At 61.4% G+C, this 18,922-nt stretch carries 15 protein-coding genes; 4 read left to right on the forward strand and 11 right to left on the reverse strand.

Going from position 1 to position 18,922, the window contains the following annotated elements; genetic code table 11:
• Positions 1-113 precede the first annotated feature (113 nt).
• Together ACEN8E_RS12255 and ACEN8E_RS12260 are read right to left on the reverse strand one after the other, a co-directional pair.
• Entirely contained in the window at positions 114-1,127 is a 1,014-nt protein-coding gene (locus ACEN8E_RS12255) for an aldo/keto reductase (protein ID WP_495592828.1), read from the reverse strand.
• A gap of 196 nt (positions 1,128-1,323) precedes the next feature.
• Positions 1,324-2,634 (reverse strand): MFS transporter, encoded by a 1,311-nt coding sequence (locus tag ACEN8E_RS12260; protein ID WP_495592829.1) that lies wholly within the window; start codon positions 2,632-2,634, stop codon positions 1,324-1,326.
• Positions 2,635-2,804: 170 nt separating this feature from the next.
• Between ACEN8E_RS12260 and ACEN8E_RS12265 the strand changes: the two genes are divergently transcribed.
• The 4 genes from ACEN8E_RS12265 (at position 2,805) to ACEN8E_RS12280 (ending at position 7,815) form a co-directional block, all read left to right on the forward strand.
• Positions 2,805-3,926 carry a sugar diacid recognition domain-containing protein gene (locus ACEN8E_RS12265; protein ID WP_495592830.1) on the forward strand — a complete coding sequence of 374 codons (1,122 nt, stop codon included), beginning with the start codon at positions 2,805-2,807 and terminating at the stop codon, positions 3,924-3,926.
• A 240-nt stretch (positions 3,927-4,166) separates the two neighbouring features.
• A complete protein-coding gene (locus ACEN8E_RS12270; protein WP_495592831.1) occupies positions 4,167-5,303 on the forward strand; it encodes a glycerate kinase in 1,137 nt (378 codons plus the stop codon).
• 100 nt (positions 5,304-5,403) lie between these two features.
• Entirely contained in the window at positions 5,404-6,591 is a 1,188-nt protein-coding gene (locus tag ACEN8E_RS12275) for a pyridoxal phosphate-dependent aminotransferase (RefSeq protein WP_495592832.1), read from the forward strand.
• 261 nt (positions 6,592-6,852) lie between these two features.
• Positions 6,853-7,815, forward strand: coding sequence for an IS110 family transposase (locus ACEN8E_RS12280; protein WP_495589339.1), 963 nt, complete (start codon positions 6,853-6,855; stop codon positions 7,813-7,815).
• A gap of 102 nt (positions 7,816-7,917) precedes the next feature.
• Here ACEN8E_RS12280 and ACEN8E_RS12285 read toward each other — a convergent pair whose 3' ends face one another.
• The 9 genes from ACEN8E_RS12285 to ACEN8E_RS12325 form a co-directional block, all read right to left on the reverse strand.
• On the reverse strand, positions 7,918-8,895 hold the full coding sequence (locus ACEN8E_RS12285; RefSeq protein ID WP_495592833.1) for a 2-hydroxyacid dehydrogenase: 978 nt from the start codon (positions 8,893-8,895) through the stop codon (positions 7,918-7,920).
• A 21-nt stretch (positions 8,896-8,916) separates the two neighbouring features.
• Positions 8,917-10,215: an MFS transporter gene (locus ACEN8E_RS12290; RefSeq protein ID WP_495592834.1), complete on the reverse strand. Its 1,299-nt coding sequence runs from the start codon at positions 10,213-10,215 to the stop codon at positions 8,917-8,919.
• Between the two features lie 103 nt (positions 10,216-10,318).
• Complete coding sequence (locus tag ACEN8E_RS12295; RefSeq protein WP_495592835.1) at positions 10,319-11,305, reverse strand: sugar kinase; 987 nt, start codon at positions 11,303-11,305, stop codon at positions 10,319-10,321.
• Positions 11,298-12,080: a sugar phosphate isomerase/epimerase family protein gene (locus ACEN8E_RS12300; RefSeq protein ID WP_495592836.1), complete on the reverse strand. Its 783-nt coding sequence runs from the start codon at positions 12,078-12,080 to the stop codon at positions 11,298-11,300. The genes ACEN8E_RS12295 and ACEN8E_RS12300 overlap by 8 nt, the downstream gene beginning before the upstream one ends.
• A gap of 171 nt (positions 12,081-12,251) precedes the next feature.
• On the reverse strand, positions 12,252-13,277 hold the full coding sequence (locus ACEN8E_RS12305; RefSeq protein WP_495592837.1) for a LacI family DNA-binding transcriptional regulator: 1,026 nt from the start codon (positions 13,275-13,277) through the stop codon (positions 12,252-12,254).
• Positions 13,278-13,416: 139 nt separating this feature from the next.
• Positions 13,417-14,025 carry a LysE family translocator gene (locus tag ACEN8E_RS12310; protein ID WP_495592839.1) on the reverse strand — a complete coding sequence of 203 codons (609 nt, stop codon included), beginning with the start codon at positions 14,023-14,025 and terminating at the stop codon, positions 13,417-13,419.
• Positions 14,026-14,078: 53 nt separating this feature from the next.
• Positions 14,079-14,918, reverse strand: coding sequence for an AraC family ligand binding domain-containing protein (locus ACEN8E_RS12315; protein WP_495592840.1), 840 nt, complete (start codon positions 14,916-14,918; stop codon positions 14,079-14,081).
• 76 nt (positions 14,919-14,994) lie between these two features.
• The gene (locus ACEN8E_RS12320; RefSeq protein ID WP_495592841.1) at positions 14,995-15,636 is read right to left on the reverse strand and encodes a DUF1345 domain-containing protein; all 642 of its coding nucleotides are present in this window, start codon (positions 15,634-15,636) and stop codon (positions 14,995-14,997) included.
• Between the two features lie 182 nt (positions 15,637-15,818).
• The gene (locus tag ACEN8E_RS12325; protein ID WP_495592842.1) at positions 15,819-18,917 is read right to left on the reverse strand and encodes a multidrug efflux RND transporter permease subunit; all 3,099 of its coding nucleotides are present in this window, start codon (positions 18,915-18,917) and stop codon (positions 15,819-15,821) included.
• Positions 18,918-18,922: the final 5 nt, after the last annotated feature.

Below are 18,922 nucleotides of genomic sequence, written 5' to 3' on the forward strand. Positions count from 1 at the left end.
GTAGGAGCGAGCTTGCTCGCGATGAACGACCAGACACCGCGGGCATGCAGGCTCCCCGCGTTATCGTTGACCACCATCGCGAGCAGGCTCGCTCCTACAGTGGTTTTGTATTTTCAGTTGTTACGCGCTTTACGGCCAGACACGAAATGGCTCACATCATTGAACCCCGGTGTCGACGCATGCCCCGGCGTTACCAGCGAATCGATGAACGCCTCATCCTCGACCGTGATCTTCACCGCTTGAGCCTTAGTGTAGGCATCCCACTGTTCTTCGGTACGCGGCCCGACGATAGCGGAGGTGACAGCGCTGTTGTTGAGTACCCAGGCAATCGCGAACTCGACGATGCCTGTACCGCGCTCTTGAGTGTATTGCTGGATTTGTTGGGCGATGCGCAGGGACTCGACGCGCCATTCGGTTTCCAGGATGCGCTTGTCTGCCCGCCCGGCGCGGCTGTTGGCATCCGGTTTCACGTCCGGCGCGTATTTGCCGCTGAGCACCCCGCGCGCCAGCGGGCTGTAGGGCACCACGCCAAGACCGTAGTTTTGCGCAGCCGTGATCTGTTCGGTTTCAGCCTGGCGGTTGACGATGTTGTACAGCGGCTGGCTGATCACCGGCCGGTCAACGCCCAGCTTGTCGGCCACGCGGATGACTTCGGCGATGCGCCAGCCACGGTAGTTCGACAGGCCCCAATAGCGGATCTTGCCTTGGCGAATCAGATCGCCGATGGCCGACACCGTGACATCCAGCGGCGTATTGTGGTCTTCGCGGTGCAGGTAATAGATGTCGAGGTAGTCGGTGCACAGCCGCGTCAGGCTGGCATCGATGCCGTTGAACAGGTGCTTGCGGCTCAGGCCGCTGCGGTTCGGCACGCCGTCCACGGGACCGAAGCCGACCTTGGTGGCCAGCACCCATTCGTGGCGGCGGCTGGCAATGGCCTCGCCGACGATCTCCTCGGAACGGCCGTTGGTGTAGACGTCGGCGGTGTCGATGAAATTGATGCCCTGGTCCCAGGCCTTGTCGATGATCCGCAGGGAGTCCTCGGTGCTGGTCTGTTCGCCGAACATCATGGTGCCCAATGTAAGGGTGGACACCTGCAGGCCCGAATGACCCAGTGTTCGATAGCTCATGAGCAAATCCTTTTACCAGTGGGAAAGGCTCAATCAGATACCAGAACAACCGCCCGGGGCAAACTGATTTATTAAACACCGCAGAGCCAAATGTGGGAGCGAGCCTGCTCGCGAAGACGACGTCACAGCCAACATCAATGTTGAATGTAAAACCGTATTCGCGAGCAGGCTCGCTCCCACATAGGTGCTTCGTTGATCAGGCGCGCAACGTCCGGGTCATGCGCAACGCCAGCAAACTGCCGCAGACAATCACCCCCGCCAGCAGGTACAGCGCCGCATCGGTCGAACCGGTGCTGTCCTTGACCCAGCCCACCAGATACGGGCTGAGGAAGCCGGCCATTTGCCCCATCGAGTTGATCAGCGCCAGGCCACCGGCGGCAGCGCCCGCACTGAGCAGGGCAGTCGGCACCGGCCAGAACATCGGCAGGCCGGTGAGGGCGCCCATGGTGGCGATGGTCAGACCGAGAATCGCGATGGCCGGGTTGGCGGCGAAGTTCACCGCGATCAGCAGGCCTAATGCGCCCATCAGCATCGGCACCACCAGATGCCAGCGGCGCTCTTTGCGCAGGTCTGCCGAGCGACCGACAAACAACATGAACAGCGCCGCCAACAAGTACGGAATCGCACTCAGCCAGCCGATCACCAGGTTATCGCTGAAGCCCAGGTTCTTGATGATCGACGGCAGCCAGAAGTTGATCGCATAGACGCCGCTCTGGATGCAGAAGTAGATCAGGCCGAAGGCCCAGATCGCCGGGTTCTTGAATACCGCCAGCAGCGAATCGGTCGTGGTTTTCGGCTTGCTGGCCAGGTCTTCGGCGTGGTCAGCTTCCAGCACCGAACGCTCGAATGGGGTCAGCCATTTCGCATTGGCGTAACTGTCGCTGAGCAGGAAATAAGCCAGCGTACCGAGGATCACGGTCGGAATACCTTGCAGCAGGAACATCCACTGCCAGCCCGCCAAACCACCATGGCCCGTGGCGAAGTGATTGAGGATCCAGCCGGAGAACGGACTGCCGAGCAGGCCGGAAACCGGGATCGCCGACATGAACAGCGCCATTATGCGGCCACGGCGGAAGGTCGGGAACCACTGCGAGAGGTACAGCACCACACCCGGGAAGAACCCGGCTTCGGCGGCGCCGGTGAACAGGCGCAAGGTGTAGAACCCGGTCGGCGTGGTGACGAACAGCAGGCAGGTCGACAGCGTGCCCCAGGCGATCATCATCAGCGCGATCCAGCGTCGCGGGCCGAATCTGGTCAGGGCAAGGTTGCTTGGCACACCGCACAGTACGTAACCGATAAAGAAGATGCCGGCACCGAGGCCGTACACGGTTTCGCTGAACTTCAGCGCATCGAGCATCTGCAGCTTGGCAAATCCAACGTTCACCCGGTCGAGGTAGTTGAACAGGTAGCAGATGAAAATGAAGGGGATCAAACGCAGGGTAATGCGTTTGTAGACGGCGTTTTTATCGTCAGCGATGGCCTGGGACGCTACGGCGCTCTGTGACATGGCGGCTCTCTCTTTATTATGATTTTTTGCGATGCAAAGGGTAACGTTGATCGCCCTGAGAGTCTCGACCACCCTCAGGGTGGCTGTCTTTGTGCCTGAGCACAGGGTTTGCCACCAAGGCCTGTGCGGGTGAACAACCCGTTCCATCACCGTCTTCAAGGATCCTCGTTATGTTCGAACTCGATCACGACCTGGCCCAGGACATCGTCGACCGGGCGATGGCCATTCTGCCGTACAACGTCAACGTCATGGACAGCCAGGGCTTGATCCTGGGCAGTGGTGAACCGGAGCGGGTCAACACCCGGCATGAGGGCGCGCAACTGGTCCTGGCCAATGGTCGGGTGGTGGAGATCGATGCGCAGACGGCAATTCATCTCAAGGGCGTGCAGCCGGGCATCAACCTGCCGCTGATGCTCGATGAGCGTTTGATCGGTGTGTTGGGCATCACCGGCGAACCTGAGCAATTGCGCACCTATGCCGAACTGGTACGCATGACCGCCGAGATGCTGGTGGGCCAGCGCAATCAGCAGGCTGAACAGCAATGGCGGCGCCAGCGTTGCGACGATCTGCTGGCGTTGTTGCTCAGTGACGCCGGTAGTTCGCCGCGCCTGATCGACGAGGCGCAACAGCTGGGACTCAAGCCACAGATAACCCGTGTGCCATACCTGTTCGAATTGGGCATGGAGCATGGACCGGGGCAAACCGCCGAAGCACTCAGCGCCTGGCTCACCTCGCGCTACCCTGATAGCTGGTGCGTGAGCTCGGCCAAAACTTCATTGCTCTGGTGCCGGCCAGCCAGCCAGTCGGTCGAGAACGAACGCTTGCTGGACAAACTTGACGGCCTGGGCTGGAACATCCTGCGTATCGCCGTGGGTGGGCAAGCCGACGGGCTGGCAGGATTGCGCCGCTGTTACCGTCGGGTCGGCGACTTGCTGGCCTACGGGCGCGATGTATTGCCCCGCTCGAGGTTGCTGACCCTCAACCGCTTTCGTTTGCCGGTGATGCTCTGGCGCCACCGCAACGACGATGCTCTCGACGAATTGCTCAATCCACTGCGCAAGGTCATCGCCAAGGACAACAATGGCCAACTGCTTGCGACCCTGCGCAGCTGGTGCGAGCACGACGGCCAGAGCCAGGCTTGCGCCGATGCGCTGGGCATCCATCGCAACAGCCTGCGTTATCGCATGGAGCGGATTGCCGAGCTGAGCGGGGTAGACCCATTGCGTCTCGACGGCATGCTCGCGTTGTATCTGGGTGTGCAACTGCTGCCCGAGTCAGACTCAATTTCGTGAGCGACAAAATCCCCCTGTAGGAGCGAGCTTGCTCGCGAAAAACCAGAGGACGCCGCGGTAAGTCTGATTTCCCGCGTCATCGTTACCCTCCATCGCGAGCAAGCTCGCTCCTACAGGTGAAACGTCTGCCACGGTCTTTGTGGAAATGAACAATAATCCTCATCGCCGCTTGTGCAGCGGACCGGCGTTATTGTGCAGGGCGGCTGGCAGCATGGGTGGTATTGGAACTGGAGAATTCCCATGAAAATCGTGATCGCCCCCGATTCGTTCAAGGACAGCCTCAGCGCTCAAGGCGTGGCCGACGCCATTGCATTGGGGTTGGCGCAGGTCTGGCCTGATGCCCAACTGATCAAATGCCCGATGGCCGACGGCGGGGAAGGGACTGTCGAGTCGATTCTTGCCGCGTGCGAAGGCGAACTGCGTCGCACCGTGGTTCGCGGGCCGCTGGGGGCCACGGTGGATGCGGCCTGGGGCTGGTTGCCGCAGAGCCACACCGCGATCATCGAAATGGCCGAGGCCAGCGGTTTGCAGTTGGTCCCGGTGGCTCAACGGGATGCGTGCATCAGCAGCACCTTCGGTACCGGGCAGTTGATCCGGGCCGCGCTGGAGGCCGGTGCACAACGGGTGATCCTGGCGATTGGCGGCAGTGCGACCAATGACGGCGGCGCGGGCGCCATGCAGGCCCTGGGTGTGAAATTGCTGGACGCTCGCGGGCAGGCACTGTCACCGGGCGGTCTGGCCCTTGCGCAATTGGCCCGCGTCGACCTGAGCGAGATTGATCCGCGCCTGGCCCAGGTACGCTTCGACATCGCCGCTGACGTCAACAACCCGTTGTGCGGCCCCCACGGCGCTTCGGCGATTTTTGGCCCGCAAAAAGGCGCCTCGCCCGCACAGGTCGAGCAACTGGACCGCGTTCTCGCGCACTTTGCCGACCATTGCGCGATAGCGTTGAACAACGATGTCCGTGACGAACCGGGCAGCGGCGCAGCGGGTGGCCTGGGGTTTGCCGCCAAAGCGTTCCTGGGGGCGCAATTTACGGCCGGGGTCGAAGTGGTTGCCGAACTGGTGGGCCTGGCCGAAGCCGTTGCAGGCGCCGACCTGGTGATCACCGGTGAAGGGCGTTTCGATGCGCAAACCCTGCGCGGCAAGACGCCATTCGGGGTGGCTCGTGTCGCCAGGCAGCACGACGTGCCGGTCATCGTCATTGCCGGCACGCTGGGCGACGGTTATCAGGCGCTGTATGAGCATGGCATCGACGCTGCGTTTGCCCTGGCGAGCGGGCCGATGACCCTGGAGCAGGCATGTGCCGAGGCGCCGCGCTTGTTGCGTGAGCGGGCGACCGACATTGCTCGCGTCTGGCGGATGGCCGTTCGCTGAAGCTGAGGGCTTTTGGCGGTGGACAGGAATGTCATGGTGGCGCGTTTCGTGATTTGAGATAGGGTTGAGGCTGGGAGCACCCGCGCGACAGGAGACAGACATGCGCTATTCAGCCTTGACCCAACGAATCGCCGGTGACGGAGCGGCGGCCTGGCAGATTCACGATCGAGCGCTGCAATTGCGCGAACAGGGCGTCGACGTCCTGCTGTTGTCAATTGGCGACCCGGACTTCGATACGCCGCAACCCATCGTCCAGGCCGCCATCGCCAGCCTGTTGGCCGGTGATACGCACTATCCTGAAGTGCGCGGCAGCCGAGGGCTGCGCGACAGCATTGCCCGCCGGCATCGGCAACGCAGTGGTCAGGTGGTGGATGGCGAACATGTGATCGTCTTTCCGGGGGCGCAGTGCGCGGTGTATTCGGTGGCGCAATGTCTGCTCGATCCGGGCGACGAAGTGATTGTCGCCGAGCCGATGTACGTGACCTATGAAGGCGTGATCGGCGCCTGTGCGGCCACCGCGGTCCCGGTGCCCGTGCGCCCGCAGAACGGGTTTCGTGTCGACCCGGTGGATGTCGCGGCCCGGATCACGGCAAAAACACGCGCCATCTTGCTCAACAGTCCGAACAATCCGTCCGGCGCCAGTTTGCCACTGGCCTCCTGGCAAGATCTGGCGGCGCTGTGCATTCGTCATGATTTGTGGCTGATCAGTGACGAGGTCTACAGCGATCTGCTGTACGAGGGCGAGCACATCAGCCCGGCGAGCCTGCCGGGCATGGCCGAACGGACGGCGACGATCAGCAGCCTGTCCAAGTCCCACGCCATGAGCGGCTGGCGGGTGGGCTGGGTGGTCGGGCCCAAACCCATGGCCGGGCACCTGGTCAATTTGTCGCTCAGCATGTTGTTCGGCATTCCGGATTTCGTGCAGAACGCCGCGCAGCTGGCGCTGGACCGGGACCTGCCGGAAGTGGCCTCGATGCGCGAAGAGTATCGCCAGCGTCGTGACCTGGTGTGTGCAAGCCTGGGCCAATGTCAGGGCCTCAGCCCGATTCGCCCGGATGGCGGTATGTTCGTGATGGTCGATGTGCGCCAGACCGGTTTGTCGGCCCAGCGCTTCGCCGAGCGACTGCTGGAAGACTATGGCGTGTCGGTGCTGGCCGGTGAAGCGTTCGGGCCGAGTGCGGCGGGGCATATCCGCATCGGGTTGGTGGTGGACCAGCTGAAACTGGCAGATGCGTGTCGGCGGATCGTACGCTGTGCGACGGATTTGTTGGAGATGAGGCGCGCCTGAAAGGTTGTGGTGGTCCGAGCCGGCCTCTTCGTCGGATCGCCGCCCGGAGCAAGCTCGCTTGTATGTTTAGACTTGAAGGGGTGGGCGGGACTAAAAGCTCGATTCCGACTCTAGCCAGTACGGACCGTGGGAGACTTCTCGTTCCGCCCTTTCTACCTAAAGCGCCGATAAGGAATTCATCGGTTAATACCGACGATAGAGGCAAGCCAGCGCTACGGTAGACCCCGACAAGCACTTAAACCCTAGCTCCGAGGATTCGTCATGACAATCCTTACCTCGCCAACGGTGGTTGGTGTCGATGTGGCCAAGGCAGAAATCGTCGTTTACCGCGAAGATCTGAAAATCACTCAGTTCATCAACAACGATCGCACAGCTATTGGGCGCTGGCTCAAATCCCTGCCGGCGCAAAGCTCGATTGCCTTGGAAGCCACCAGTCTCTACCACCTGGATACCGCTGAACTGGCCCATGGCATGGGGCACCGAGTTTACGTTGTGGACCCTTATCGGGTGAGCCACTACCGCGAAAGCATTGGCCAGCGAGCAAAAACCGACCCCTGTGATGCGCGTTTGCTGGCACGTTACCTGACCAGTGAGCAGGATCGGCTTCGCATCTGGAATCCACCTCCGAAGCTCTACACCGTGTTGAAAAGCCTCCTCAACAAACGTGCAGAACTGATGAAAGCCCGGGTTAGCATCATGCTGAGTTGGTCGAGTGAGCCCCTTCTCAAAGACCTTCTGGCCCAAGAGCTGGAGCACTTCAAACAGACTGATCAGGCTATTCAGAAATTGCTGCGCAAAGCCAGCCAAGAGGCCGGGATCACCGAAAACATCAGGCGTTGTCAAGCGATTGAAGGGATTGGCGAACTCACGGCCACCGGTCTGGCAGCCACTTTTATGCGTGGTCAATTCGCCAGTGCCGATGCGTTTATTGCCTTTTTGGGAATGGACCTGAGGCCGAAGGACTCAGGAAAGAAGCACAGTCCGCGCCACTTGAGCAAAAAAGGCGATGGGGAGCTGCGGCGTCTTGCGCACAATGCAGCAATGGCGGCTTGCCGGTCTCCCGTCTGGAAACCGCTCTATGAGTCTTACTTGGCAAGAGGCCTGGCCAGAACTCAGGCTCTGGTCATCCTCGCCCGCAAGCTCTGTCGGGTGGCATTCGCCCTCATGAAAAATCAGAGCGAATACCAGCCAAATTTAAAGCAACAGGGTTCCCCTGCAACATAGAATCTCCCACAGGTTTGTGCCTGGCTCAGATTATGTGAACGACACTGAAACCTTGTGGGAGCGGGCTTGCCCGCGATGGCTGCCTGAAAGACGCCGAATACCTCAGCCCTTCCACGCCCCGACATTCACCAGATTCACCGGTCGCTCACCCGCCAGCGCCGCCAACAGATTGTCTACCGCGCATCTGGCCATGGCCTCCCGAGTTTCATGAGTGGCCGAGCCTATGTGCGGTGTCGCCACCACGTTGTTCAATTGCAGCAACGGCGAGTCCGGATTCAAAGGTTCGTGCTCGAATACATCCAGCCCGGCGGCGCGAATCTGCCCGGTTTGCAGCGCTTTGATCAACGCCGCTTCATCCACCACCTTGCCCCGTGAAATATTGATGAAGATGGTCTCTGGACGCATCAGGGCGAACTGTTCTGCGCCGATCAGCCCTTCGGTTCCGGCGGTCAGCGGCAGCGTCAGGCAAACGAAATCGGCCTGTTGCAGCAGTTCCGGCAGGCTGCGGTACTGCGCATTGAACCGCTGTTCCACCGCCGGTTTCGGTGACTGGCTGTGATAAATCACTGGCATGCCGAAACCGAAATGCCCGCGCTGGGCCAGTGCCTCGCCAATGCGGCCCATGCCAATGATGCCCAGGGTTTTACCGTGCACGTCGCTGCCGAAATGCGCGGGGCCGATGTTGCGGGTCCACTGGCCTTCGCGAATCATGTTGGCCAATTCCACGACGCGCCGGGCCGTTGCCAGGATCAGTGCGAAACCCGTGTCGGCGGTAGTTTCCGTCAATACATCCGGTGTGTTGCTGAGCAAGATGCGCCGTTCGGTCAGGTAGTCGATGTCGTAGTTGTCGACACCCACCGAAACGCTGGCAATGGCTTCAAGGTCGGGTGCCAGATCGAGCAGTCCGGCATCCAGTTTCAGGCTGGCACCCAGCAAACCGTGGGCACGGGGCAGGGTATCGCGCAGTGTGGCCAGGCCCTTGGCATCAAGGTTTTCGATCAGCGTCACTTCGGTCTGCTCATGCAGGCGAGCCATCAGCAACGGCGAGAGTTTCTTGTACAGGACGACCTGCTTTTTCATCTTTGAGATCTCAACTTCAATTCAGGAATGTGCCGTGGCGGTGCGCGTTACCGTGGCCGTGGGCCGCTCCCGATCGCTGGCGCCGGGCTTGAGGAAAAGGGTCAGCAGCACCGAGAACATCAGCGCACCGCTCATCAAAAGGTACGAAGCGCCCGGTGAGCCGGTGGAGCTGTTCAGGTAGCCGACCAGATATGAACCGCCAAACGAACCGAGGGCGCCCATGCTGTTGATCAGTGCCATGGCGCCGCCCGCGACGTTGGCCGGGAGGATCTCCGGAATGATCGCGAAGAACGGACCGTAAGGCGCATACATGCAGGCGCCGGCAATCACCAGCAAGGTGTAGGACCACCAGAAGTGTTCGGCACCCAGGGCGTAGGAACCATAGAAGGCAATCGAGGCAATCAGCAGTGGCGGCCAGACGAAACGTTTACGTTTTTGCAACTTGTCCGAACCCCAGGACACCAGCAGCATGCCGATCACCGCCGCCAGATACGGCAGCGCCGAAAGCCAGCCGGCCTGGACCATGTCCATCTGCGCGCCAGCCTTGAGGATAGACGGCAGCCACAACACGAAGCCGTACACGCCAATGCTCCAGCAGAAAAACTGCAGGGCCAGGATGATCACTTTGGGGGAGCGGAACGCTTCGGCGTAGTTCTTCACGGCCTTGATGCCGACCTGTTCGGCGGCCAGTGCGTTTTCCAGGTCCTGTTTTTCCTGATCGTTGAGCCACTTGGCTTGTGACGGACGATCATCGGCCAGGCGCCACCAAATGAATGCCCACAATACCGCCGGCAAACCTTCGATGATGAACATCCAGCGCCAACTGTAGTGCTGCACCAGATAGCCCGAGACCACCGACATCCAGAGCATGGTCACCGGGTTGCCGAGGATCAGGAAGGTGTTGGCCCGCGAACGTTCGGCGCGGGTGAACCAGTGGCACAGGTAGATCAGCATCGCCGGCATCACTGCCGCTTCAACCACGCCGAGCATGAAGCGGATGACGATCAGCCAGTAGGCATTGGAGACAATCCCGGTCAACGTCGCCAGGCTGCCCCAGAGGATCAGACTGACGAAAATCAGCTTCTTCACACTGTGTTTCTGCGCGTAGATCGCGCCGGGTACCTGGAAGAAAAAGTAGCCGAGGAAGAACAGCGCGCCGAGCATCGACGACAGGCCTGGTGTGATCATCAGGTCCGCCGCCATGCCGGAGGCGGCGGCGAACCCATAGTTGGCGCGATCCAGATACGCCAGGCTATAGGTGATGAACACGATGGGCATGATGTACCACCAGCGGCGGGTGGCGAGCGTTGCGGTTTTCATGGTGGTGCTCCTGAGCTTGTTGTTTTTGTCGCAGCAGGTAACGGTTTGGATCTTCATTGCTTATGCGGGCCTCTTCGCGAGCAGGCTCGCTCCCACAAGGGGATTACGTTGGAATTCGATCCAGTGTGGGAGCGAGCCTGCTCGCGAAGACGGCCTCGAATTCGCTGGCCATTTCCGGCCGGGTAGGCAACCCCTCCATATCCCCCCGACTCTGCACCGCACGGCTGCCAATCCAGTTGGCGCGCATCACGGCGTCGGCGATGCTGTGGTTTTCCAGCAGCGCGCTGATCATGCCGACGGCAAACCCGTCACCGGCGCCCACGGTGTCGACCACCGTCTCCACGGGCACGCCCGCCACGAAGCCTTCATCCAGATGCGTGCGGTAATACGCCCCGTGTGGGCCAAGCTTGATCGCCACGGCTTCGACGCCCAGGTCGAGGTAGAAGGCGGCGATGTCGGCCGGGTCTTCGAAACCGGTCAGCAAGCGTCCTTCGCTCAAACCCGGCAGCACCCAGTGGGCGAGGGCGGCGAGGCGGTTGATCTCGGTGATCATCTGTTGCTCGCTGGCCCACAGGCTCGGGCGCAGGTTCGGGTCGAAGGACACACTGCGCCCGGCCTCACGCATGCGGGTCATCAATTGGAACGACATCTGCCGCGCCGATTCCGACAGCGCCGGGGGAATGCCGGTGGCGTGCAGGTGCCGGGCCTTGAGCAGTTCGGGAACAATGGAATGTGGCGACAGATGACTGGCCGCCGAGCCCCGGCGGAAGTACTCCACGATCGGATCGCTGCCATCGTCGGTGCGCGACTTGAGCTGGAAACCTGTGGGGTGCGCAGGGTCGATGTCGACGTGGCGGCAATCCAGGCCTTCATTCTCCAACGTGCCAATCACGTAGCGCCCCAAAGAGTCGGCGCCGACCCGGCTCAGCCACGCCACCTTGAAGCCGAGCCGCGACAGGCCGATGGCGACATTGCTGTCGGCACCGGCAATGCGTTTGTGGAAGGCGTCGACGTCGGTCAGATTGCCAGCGTGCTCGGCGACGAACATCGCCATGGTTTCGCCGAACGACAGAATATCGACCTCAGACATGAGCGTTCTCCAGCTGCGATTGGCCCAGATGGGCGAGGGCGGTGACGTGTTCGCGGGTCAGTTGCACCAGGTCTTCGCCCTGCAGCGGGTATTCCGCCGCGCGCATCACGCTTTGGGGCACGTGGCGCAGCAGGAGTTCCCACGCCTGCCAGTCATTGGCCGTAGGTGGTATCGCGACCAGTTTGGCGTCGGCACGTCGCGTCACCGCCTTGCAGTGCACGTAACCGACGTGGCGGCCCAGCAATCGCGCAGCACTGGCGGCGGATTGGTCCTGCCAAAGCCAGTTGCCGATATCGAAGGTCATTTTGATCGGCAGGTTGTGCTGCTCGACTTCGCTGAAAAAGCGCTGGAAAGGTTCGATGCGACCGCCGTACAGGGTCTGGTCGTTTTCCACCAGCAACTGCACGGCAGTTTCCCTCAGCATTCGCGAGAGGGTGTGCAGGTCGTTGTTGTCGGTGAAATGGCCCAGCGACACCTTCAGCCATTTGGCGCCAAAGGTTTGGGCGCGTTGCAGTGCATGGATCAGTTCCGGATTGGGTTTCGACTGACCGGCCAACCAGAGTTCCGTTGGCGAGGAATACACGCTTTGCAGCCCTTTGGCCTGAGCCTCATCGGCCAGTTGCATCGGGTCTTCGCCGGTCAGCAGTTCTTCGCGCCATTCGATGCGCGTAGCGCCGGCAGCAGCGAGAATCTCGATGAAACTGCCCTGGCCGCGTTGACGCACAAGGTCGGCGCCGTAGCTGGACAGGCTGATGGAAACGGCTGGTTTACTCATTGTTCTTGCACCTCTGAAACCGGTTTCATTTTTGTTCAAAAAAATAGGTGGTGATCTTTCGGGCCTCTTCGCGGGCAAGCCCGCTCCCACAGTGTCCTTTATCGTTCACAAGTGTTGCGTACACCAAAGATTCCTGTGGGAGCGGGCTTGCCCGCGAAGGCGTCGGAACATTCACCGAGAAAAACCACGGGTCGACCCCCGCACAATCAACCGTGCGGAAAAATCCAGCGTCCGCATCGCCCCGTCATCCCCGCGCAAGCGTTTGAGCAAACACTCGAACGCGCTGGCACCAATCTCCTCGGTCGGCTGAGCGAGGGCGGTAATGCCGCTGCCCACCAACGGGTACCAGTCCAGGTCATCGAGGGCGATCAGGCCGACGTCTTCAAACAGATTGCACTGGAGGTCACGCAGCGCATGGGTGCTGGCCAGCGCCGCAATGCCGTTGGCGCAGAACAGCGCTTTCGGGCCGGGGCCGGGTGCATCGAGAAAGGTTCTGATGTTCACGGCGAGTTCGCTGCCGGTTTCGCTGATGGTCCCGCGCAGCGTTGCGCGCTGTCCGATTTGAGCCTTGAAGCTGGCGACCCGCTCGATCCGCGAACTGGTGCCATCGAACGGTTCGGTGACCAGCAGCACATCGCGATAACCGCGCTCCTCAAGGTGAGCAAGGGCCATTTCAACGGCTGCCGGGTTGTCCAGCCCGACCATGTCGCTTTCAAGGTGCGCGACCTTGCGGTCCACCAGCACCAGGGGCATTTCCCGGTGCAGTTCGTGCAACTCGTCGCGGTGATGACCGAGGGTGTTAACGATCAGGCCTTCGATGTTGTACGAGCGCAGCAGTGCCAGATGCTGGCGTTCCTGCTCGTCGTCGCGGTCGGTATTGCACACCACCAGGCTGTAGCCATGCTGGCGGCAGGCGGTTTCCACCCCGTGCATCACGGCTATCGAGTAAGGGTTACGAATGTCGGCGACCAGCATGCCGATCAGGCGGGTACGCCCGCGTTTGAGACCGCGAGCCATCTGGTTGGGGCGGTAGCCCAATTCGGCGATCGCCTGCTCGATGCGCCGTGCAGTCGCATCGGAAAGCAAAGCGCGATCATCGCCGATGAACCGCGAAACGCTGGCCTTCGAGACCTTGGCGTGTTCGGCCACGTCGAGCATGGTCACGCGGCTGCGCTGGGCGGCGGAGAAGTCGTTCACGGACTGAAACCTTCTTATTGGATTTATAGGGCCTGCGCTTTTTCAGATAGCGCTGAAACCGGTTTCAGAAGACACCAAAAACCATTTCGCCGTCAAGTCTCGAATGGCGAATTGTCGGAACATGATCGACGGCTGGCGCTCAAGGCAGCACGCTCCACCACGCTGAGACCAATAGCAACAGGGCCATGCAGCGGTTGAATCGTTGCATGGCCCCGGGGGAGCGCAACCAGCGTGTGGAGCCAGCGCCCAGTAGCGCCCAGACCCCAAGACACGGCAGGGAAATCAGGAAAAACGCCAGCGACAGATACACCACATGGATCAGGCGATGTTCACCGCCTCCCGCAAACACACTGACCACTGCCAGCGCCATCATCCAGGTTTTCGGGTTGATCAATTGCAGGCTGGCAGCGCCCTTCAACCCGAGTCGTGCGCCAGTGTCCTGCGCCGTGACGTCGACGGCGGGGTCGCTGAAAATCTGCCAGGCCAGGTAACTCAGCCACGCTACGCCCATCCACTGCATCGCGATTTTCACGCCAGGCATAGCGGTCAACGACGAACCCACTCCGGTGCCGACTACCAGTACAAGGGTCGCCGCGCTGGCACCGGCACCCAGGATGATCGGTATGGCGGCCGACAGCCCATAGCGGGCACTGTTGCTGAGCACCAGGATGTTGGTCGGGCCGGGGGTGATCGCCGCCACGAAGGCAAACAGCAGGAAGGGAATCAACGTCGGGAAAGAGGTAAACATCGCAGGCAAACTCCGGTGAAGATCAGTGAAGTGGATCTTCACAACCCGTGGCATTACCTGTCTGGAAGATTTGAGCAGCGCTTGCGGTACAGCGCGGGAGTCAGGCCATAGGCACGCACGAACCAGCGTCCCAGATGGCTCTGATCGGCAAAGCCCAACGCCATGGCCACCGCTGCGGGTTGCTCGCCCCGGGCCAGCAGCCGCCGGGCCGAGGCCAAGCGTAATTGCACCAGATAGGCATGGGGTGCCATGCCATAGGCAGCCTTGAACGCTCGGGTCAGGCGAAAGCGATCGACGCCGGTGGCGACGGCCAACTGGTCCAGGCCGATGTCGTATTGCGCATTGGCGTGCAGGTACTCCCGCGCCTTCTGCGCAACCAGCGGCAAGCGCGGGTCTTCGCTATAACGGGCTCGCCAGTGCAAATGGCTGGTCAGGCGTTCGAGCAAGGTATCGAGGGCTGTCTGTCGGACGATCTTCAACTCACCGTGATGCAGGGTTTCAAAGGCCAGGCTGGTGGCCTGGGCGAGTCGCGTATCACTGGCCAGTGTGTTGGCGAAACTCAATTGACTGTTGTCGGGGGCGTTGTCAAATACGGCAGTCAGTTCACGCTGCAGCCACTGCGGGTCGAGGTACAGCATGCGGTAGGTAAAACCGTCGGCGGTCGGCGCTTCACCGTCATGGATGTCACCGGGTTCGAGCAAAAACACCTTGCCCGGCGTGCTCTGGTGCCTGGCCCGGCGGCAATTGAATTGCTGGACCCCTTGTTCGGTGACGCCTACCAGGTAGCTGTCATGCCAGTGCGGGTCATAGGCGTGACCTTCGAAATGCGCGCGCAGGGTTTCGATGCCGGTGTCGGCATCCTGGGCCAGGTCGATCCAGTTGTGAGCGCTCATGGGGCACCTGCGAAACGGTTTACCCGGCTATTTAACGCCTCGATCGAGGGGCATGCCTAGAACGTTTGTGCAGTCATCAGCCGAACAGGCCAGCCGCTATGTTGATCGAGAACCCGAGAATGGCGGTGTTGAACACAAAGCCGATCAACGACTGCGCGAGCACGATCTTGCGTATGCCACGGGTGGCCACGCCGACATCCGAGGTTTGCACTGCCACGCCGATGGTGAACGAGAAGTACAGGAAATCCCAGTAGTTGGGCGTCGTCAGACCTTCGGCAAAACGCAGCGCCGGTTCTTTGCCGTCCCAGATGTAATACAGGCGGGCGTAATGCAGGCTGAAAATCACCCCGATCAGCAGCCATGAGCCGACGACGGTCAGCGCGGTGAAACCGTAATGCATCAGTTTGCGCGCGGTTTCCAGGTCTTTGCTGCCGGCCAGTTCGAAGGTGATGGCCGCCAGGCTGGCCAGTGCCGCAATGCACACCAGCGCCAGCACCAGCCCGGCGTTTTCGTCTTCGATTTCGGCAATGCGTTTCACATCTGTTGCTTTCGAACGCACGGTGAGCCAGAGCATCAGCAGCAGATAGATCCAGACACCGGCATTCCAGCCGATGAGGATCTTGCTGATCGGCGATTCGGCTGGAACCACAATGCCCGCCGCGATGCCCAGCAGGATGGCGGCGGACAGGCGAGGGTGGGTGCGTGCGAGGAAGATCATGGAGGCTCGATGGGTCGGGGCTGTGCAATCACCTTAGCCTAGGTGAGCACAATCTTGAAATCGCCGGGATCCCCTGTGGGAGCGAGCCTGCTCGCGATAGCGGCGTAACAGTCAACATAAATGTTGAATGTGATGGCCTCATCGCGAGCAGGCTCGCTCCCACAGGTAATCGGTGGTGTTGGTTAGATGTTTTTATGGCGCTTGCGCACCAGCTTCATCACCACTACAAAAAACACCGGCACGAACACCACGGCCAGGGTCGCGGTGATCATCCCGCCGATCACCCCGGTGCCGATCGCCTGCTGGCTCGCCGAACTGGCACCGGTAGCGATCGCCAACGGCACAACGCCAAGGATGAACGCCAGCGAGGTCATGACAATCGGCCGCAACCGCAGGCGTGCCGCTTGCAGGGTCGCGTCGATCAGGTCATGGCCTTCGTCGTACAGGCTCTTGGCGAACTCGATGATCAGGATCGCGTTCTTCGCCGACAGGCCGATGATGGTGATCAACCCGACCTTGAAGAACACATCGTTGGGCATCCCGCGCAAGGTCACGGCCAGCACCGCGCCGAGCACGCCCAGTGGCACTACCAGCAACACCGAGGTCGGGATCGACCAGCTCTCGTACAACGCCGCCAGGCACAGGAACACGATCAGCAGTGACAGCCCCAGCAGAATTGGCGCCTGGCTGCCGGACAGCCGCTCCTGCAACGACAAACCGGTCCATTCCTGGCCCAGGCCTGCCGGGCCTTGCGCCACCAGACGCTCGATCTCGGCCATCGCCTCGCCGGTGCTGTGTCCCGGTGTCGGTTCACCGGAAATGCTGATAGCCGGGTAGCCGTTGTAGCGGGTCAACTGTGCGGGTCCCTGGGTCCATTTGGCCTGCACGAAGGCCGACAGCGGCACCATTTTTTCGTGGGTGTTACGCACGTGAATGTTTAGCAGGTCTGCCACCTGACTGCGTTGATCGCCCTCGGCCTGCACCACGACGCGCTGCATCCGCCCCTGATTGGGGAAGTCATTGATGTAGGCCGAGCCCACGGCCGTGGACAGCACGCCGCCAACATCGGCAAAGGACACACCCAGCGCGTTGGCCTGCTTGCGATCGACGATCAGTTGCACCTGCGGTGCCTCGGCCAGGGCGCTTTCCCGTACGTTCATCAGGATCGGGCTTTTTTCGGCCGCTGCGAGTAGCTCGGTGCGCGCCGCCATCAACTTCTCATGACCGAGTCCACCGCGATCCTGCAGCCGGAACTCGAATCCGCTGGACGTACCCAGGCCATCCACGGGCGGCGGCAGTACGGCGAACGTCACCGCATCCTTGATCTGGCTGAGGGCGACGTTGGCCCGGTCGGCGATCGAGGCGGCCGAGTCATCGCTGCCACGCTCGGACCAGTCTTTGAGCGTGCTGAATGCCAGCGCCGCATTCTGTCCGCTGCCGGAGAAGCTGAATCCGAGAATCACCACGCTGTCGCGAATGCCCGGTTCGCCGGCGTTGTGCGCTTCAACCTGCTCGGCCACCTGCACCGTGCGGTTCTTGCTTGCGCCCGGTGGCAACTGGATGTCGGTGATGGTGTACCCCTGGTCTTCCACCGGCAGGAACGAGGAGGGCAGGCGACTGAAGGCCAGACCCAGGCCGATCAGCAGCACGCCGTAGATCAGCAGGTAGCGCCCGGTACGTTTCAACGCATGGGCGACCCAGCCCTGATAGCGCTCGGTCAGGCGCTCGAAGCGACGATTGAACCAGCCGAAGAACCCGGTCTTTTCGTGGTGTTCGCCTTGGGCAATCGGCTTGAGCAACGTCGCGCAAAGGGCCGGGGTCAAGGTCAGGGCGAGGAAGGCCGAGAACAGGATCGAGGTGGCCATCGACAGCGAGAACTGCTGGTAGATCACCCCGACCGAACCCTGCATGAACGCCATTGGAATGAACACCGCGACCAGCACCAGGGTGATGCCGACGATGGCCCCGGTGATCTGCTGCATGGCCTTGCGCGTGGCCTCCCTGGGTGACAAACCCTCGGTGGCCATGATGCGTTCGACGTTCTCCACCACCACGATGGCGTCGTCCACCAGAATGCCGATGGCCAGCACCATGCCGAACATGGTCAGCACGTTGATCGAAAACCCCAGCGCCAGCATCGTCGCAAAAGTGCCCATCAACGCCACCGGCACCACCAGCGTCGGAATCAGCGTGTAGCGGATGTTCTGCAGGAACAGGAACATCACCGCGAACACCAGCAGCATCGCCTCAAAGAGGGTGTAGACCACTTTGGTGATCGAGACCTTGACGAAGGGGGAGGTGTCGTACGGAATCGAGTACTCGACGTTCGCCGGGAAGTAGCGCTTGAGTTCGTCCATCTTCGCCCGCACCAGGGTCGCGGTGTTCAGCGCGTTGGCGCCGGGTGACAACTGCACGGCAACGGCGGTGGACGGCTTGCCGTTCAGGCGCGTGGAAAACTGGTATTCCTGGCTGCCAATCTCGACCCGCGCCACATCGCTGATGCGCACGGTCGAGCCGTCCGGGTTGGCCTTGAGGACGATGTCGGCAAACTCTTCGGGGGTCGACAGCTGGCCCTTGACCAGAATGGTCGCGGTGATTTCCTGGCTGGTGCGGGTCGGCAGGTCGCCGATGCTGCCCGCCGACACCTGGGCGTTTTGCGCGACGATGGCGGCGTTGACGTCCGCCGGCGTCAGGTTGAACGCGAGCAGTTTGCGCGGGTCGATCCAGATCCGCATCGCCCGTTCTGCACCGTACAATTGCGCCTTGCCGACGCCATCGAGACGCTTGATCTCGTTCATCACGTTGCGCGCCAGGTAATCGCTGAGCGCCACGTCGTCGAGCTTGCCGTCGCTGGACGTCAGGGTGATCAACAACAGGAATCCGGAGGAGACTTTCTCCACCTGCAAGCCTTGCTGGATGACCGCTTGCGGCAGACGCGACTCCACCGCCTTGAGGCGGTTCTGCACATCCACCTGAGCCAGTTCCGGATTGGTGCCCGGCTGGAAGGTGGCCTTGATGGTGGCGCTGCCCAGGCTGCTCTGGGATTCGAAATACAACAGGTGATCGGCGCCGTTGAGCTCTTCCTCGATCAGGCTGACCACGCTCTCGTCCACGGTTTGTGCCGAAGCGCCCGGGTACACGGCGTAGATTTCGATTTGCGGCGGCGCCACATCGGGGTATTGCGCCACCGGCAGTTGCGGGATGGCCAGTGCCCCGGCCAGCAGGATGAACAAGGCAACCACCCAGGCGAACACCGGGCGGTCGATAAAGAACTGCGGCATAAAAA

It is taken from the genome of Pseudomonas sp. Pseusp9, assembly GCF_059491265.1.

Coding starts and splice junctions, on each gene's coding strand:
- ACEN8E_RS12260 (WP_495592829.1), bottom strand. CDS start 2,634: ATGTCACAGAGCGCCGTAGCGTCCCAGGCCATCGCTGACGATAAAAAC.
- ACEN8E_RS12265 (WP_495592830.1), top strand. CDS start 2,805: ATGTTCGAACTCGATCACGACCTGGCCCAGGACATCGTCGACCGGGCG.
- ACEN8E_RS12295 (WP_495592835.1), bottom strand. CDS start 11,305: ATGTCTGAGGTCGATATTCTGTCGTTCGGCGAAACCATGGCGATGTTC.
- ACEN8E_RS12280 (WP_495589339.1), top strand. CDS start 6,853: ATGACAATCCTTACCTCGCCAACGGTGGTTGGTGTCGATGTGGCCAAG.
- ACEN8E_RS12315 (WP_495592840.1), bottom strand. CDS start 14,918: ATGAGCGCTCACAACTGGATCGACCTGGCCCAGGATGCCGACACCGGC.
- ACEN8E_RS12285 (WP_495592833.1), bottom strand. CDS start 8,895: ATGAAAAAGCAGGTCGTCCTGTACAAGAAACTCTCGCCGTTGCTGATG.
- ACEN8E_RS12275 (WP_495592832.1), top strand. CDS start 5,404: ATGCGCTATTCAGCCTTGACCCAACGAATCGCCGGTGACGGAGCGGCG.
- ACEN8E_RS12320 (WP_495592841.1), bottom strand. CDS start 15,636: ATGATCTTCCTCGCACGCACCCACCCTCGCCTGTCCGCCGCCATCCTG.
- ACEN8E_RS12325 (WP_495592842.1), bottom strand. CDS start 18,917: ATGCCGCAGTTCTTTATCGACCGCCCGGTGTTCGCCTGGGTGGTTGCC.
- ACEN8E_RS12290 (WP_495592834.1), bottom strand. CDS start 10,215: ATGAAAACCGCAACGCTCGCCACCCGCCGCTGGTGGTACATCATGCCC.
- ACEN8E_RS12300 (WP_495592836.1), bottom strand. CDS start 12,080: ATGAGTAAACCAGCCGTTTCCATCAGCCTGTCCAGCTACGGCGCCGAC.
- ACEN8E_RS12255 (WP_495592828.1), bottom strand. CDS start 1,127: ATGAGCTATCGAACACTGGGTCATTCGGGCCTGCAGGTGTCCACCCTT.
- ACEN8E_RS12270 (WP_495592831.1), top strand. CDS start 4,167: ATGAAAATCGTGATCGCCCCCGATTCGTTCAAGGACAGCCTCAGCGCT.
- ACEN8E_RS12310 (WP_495592839.1), bottom strand. CDS start 14,025: ATGTTTACCTCTTTCCCGACGTTGATTCCCTTCCTGCTGTTTGCCTTC.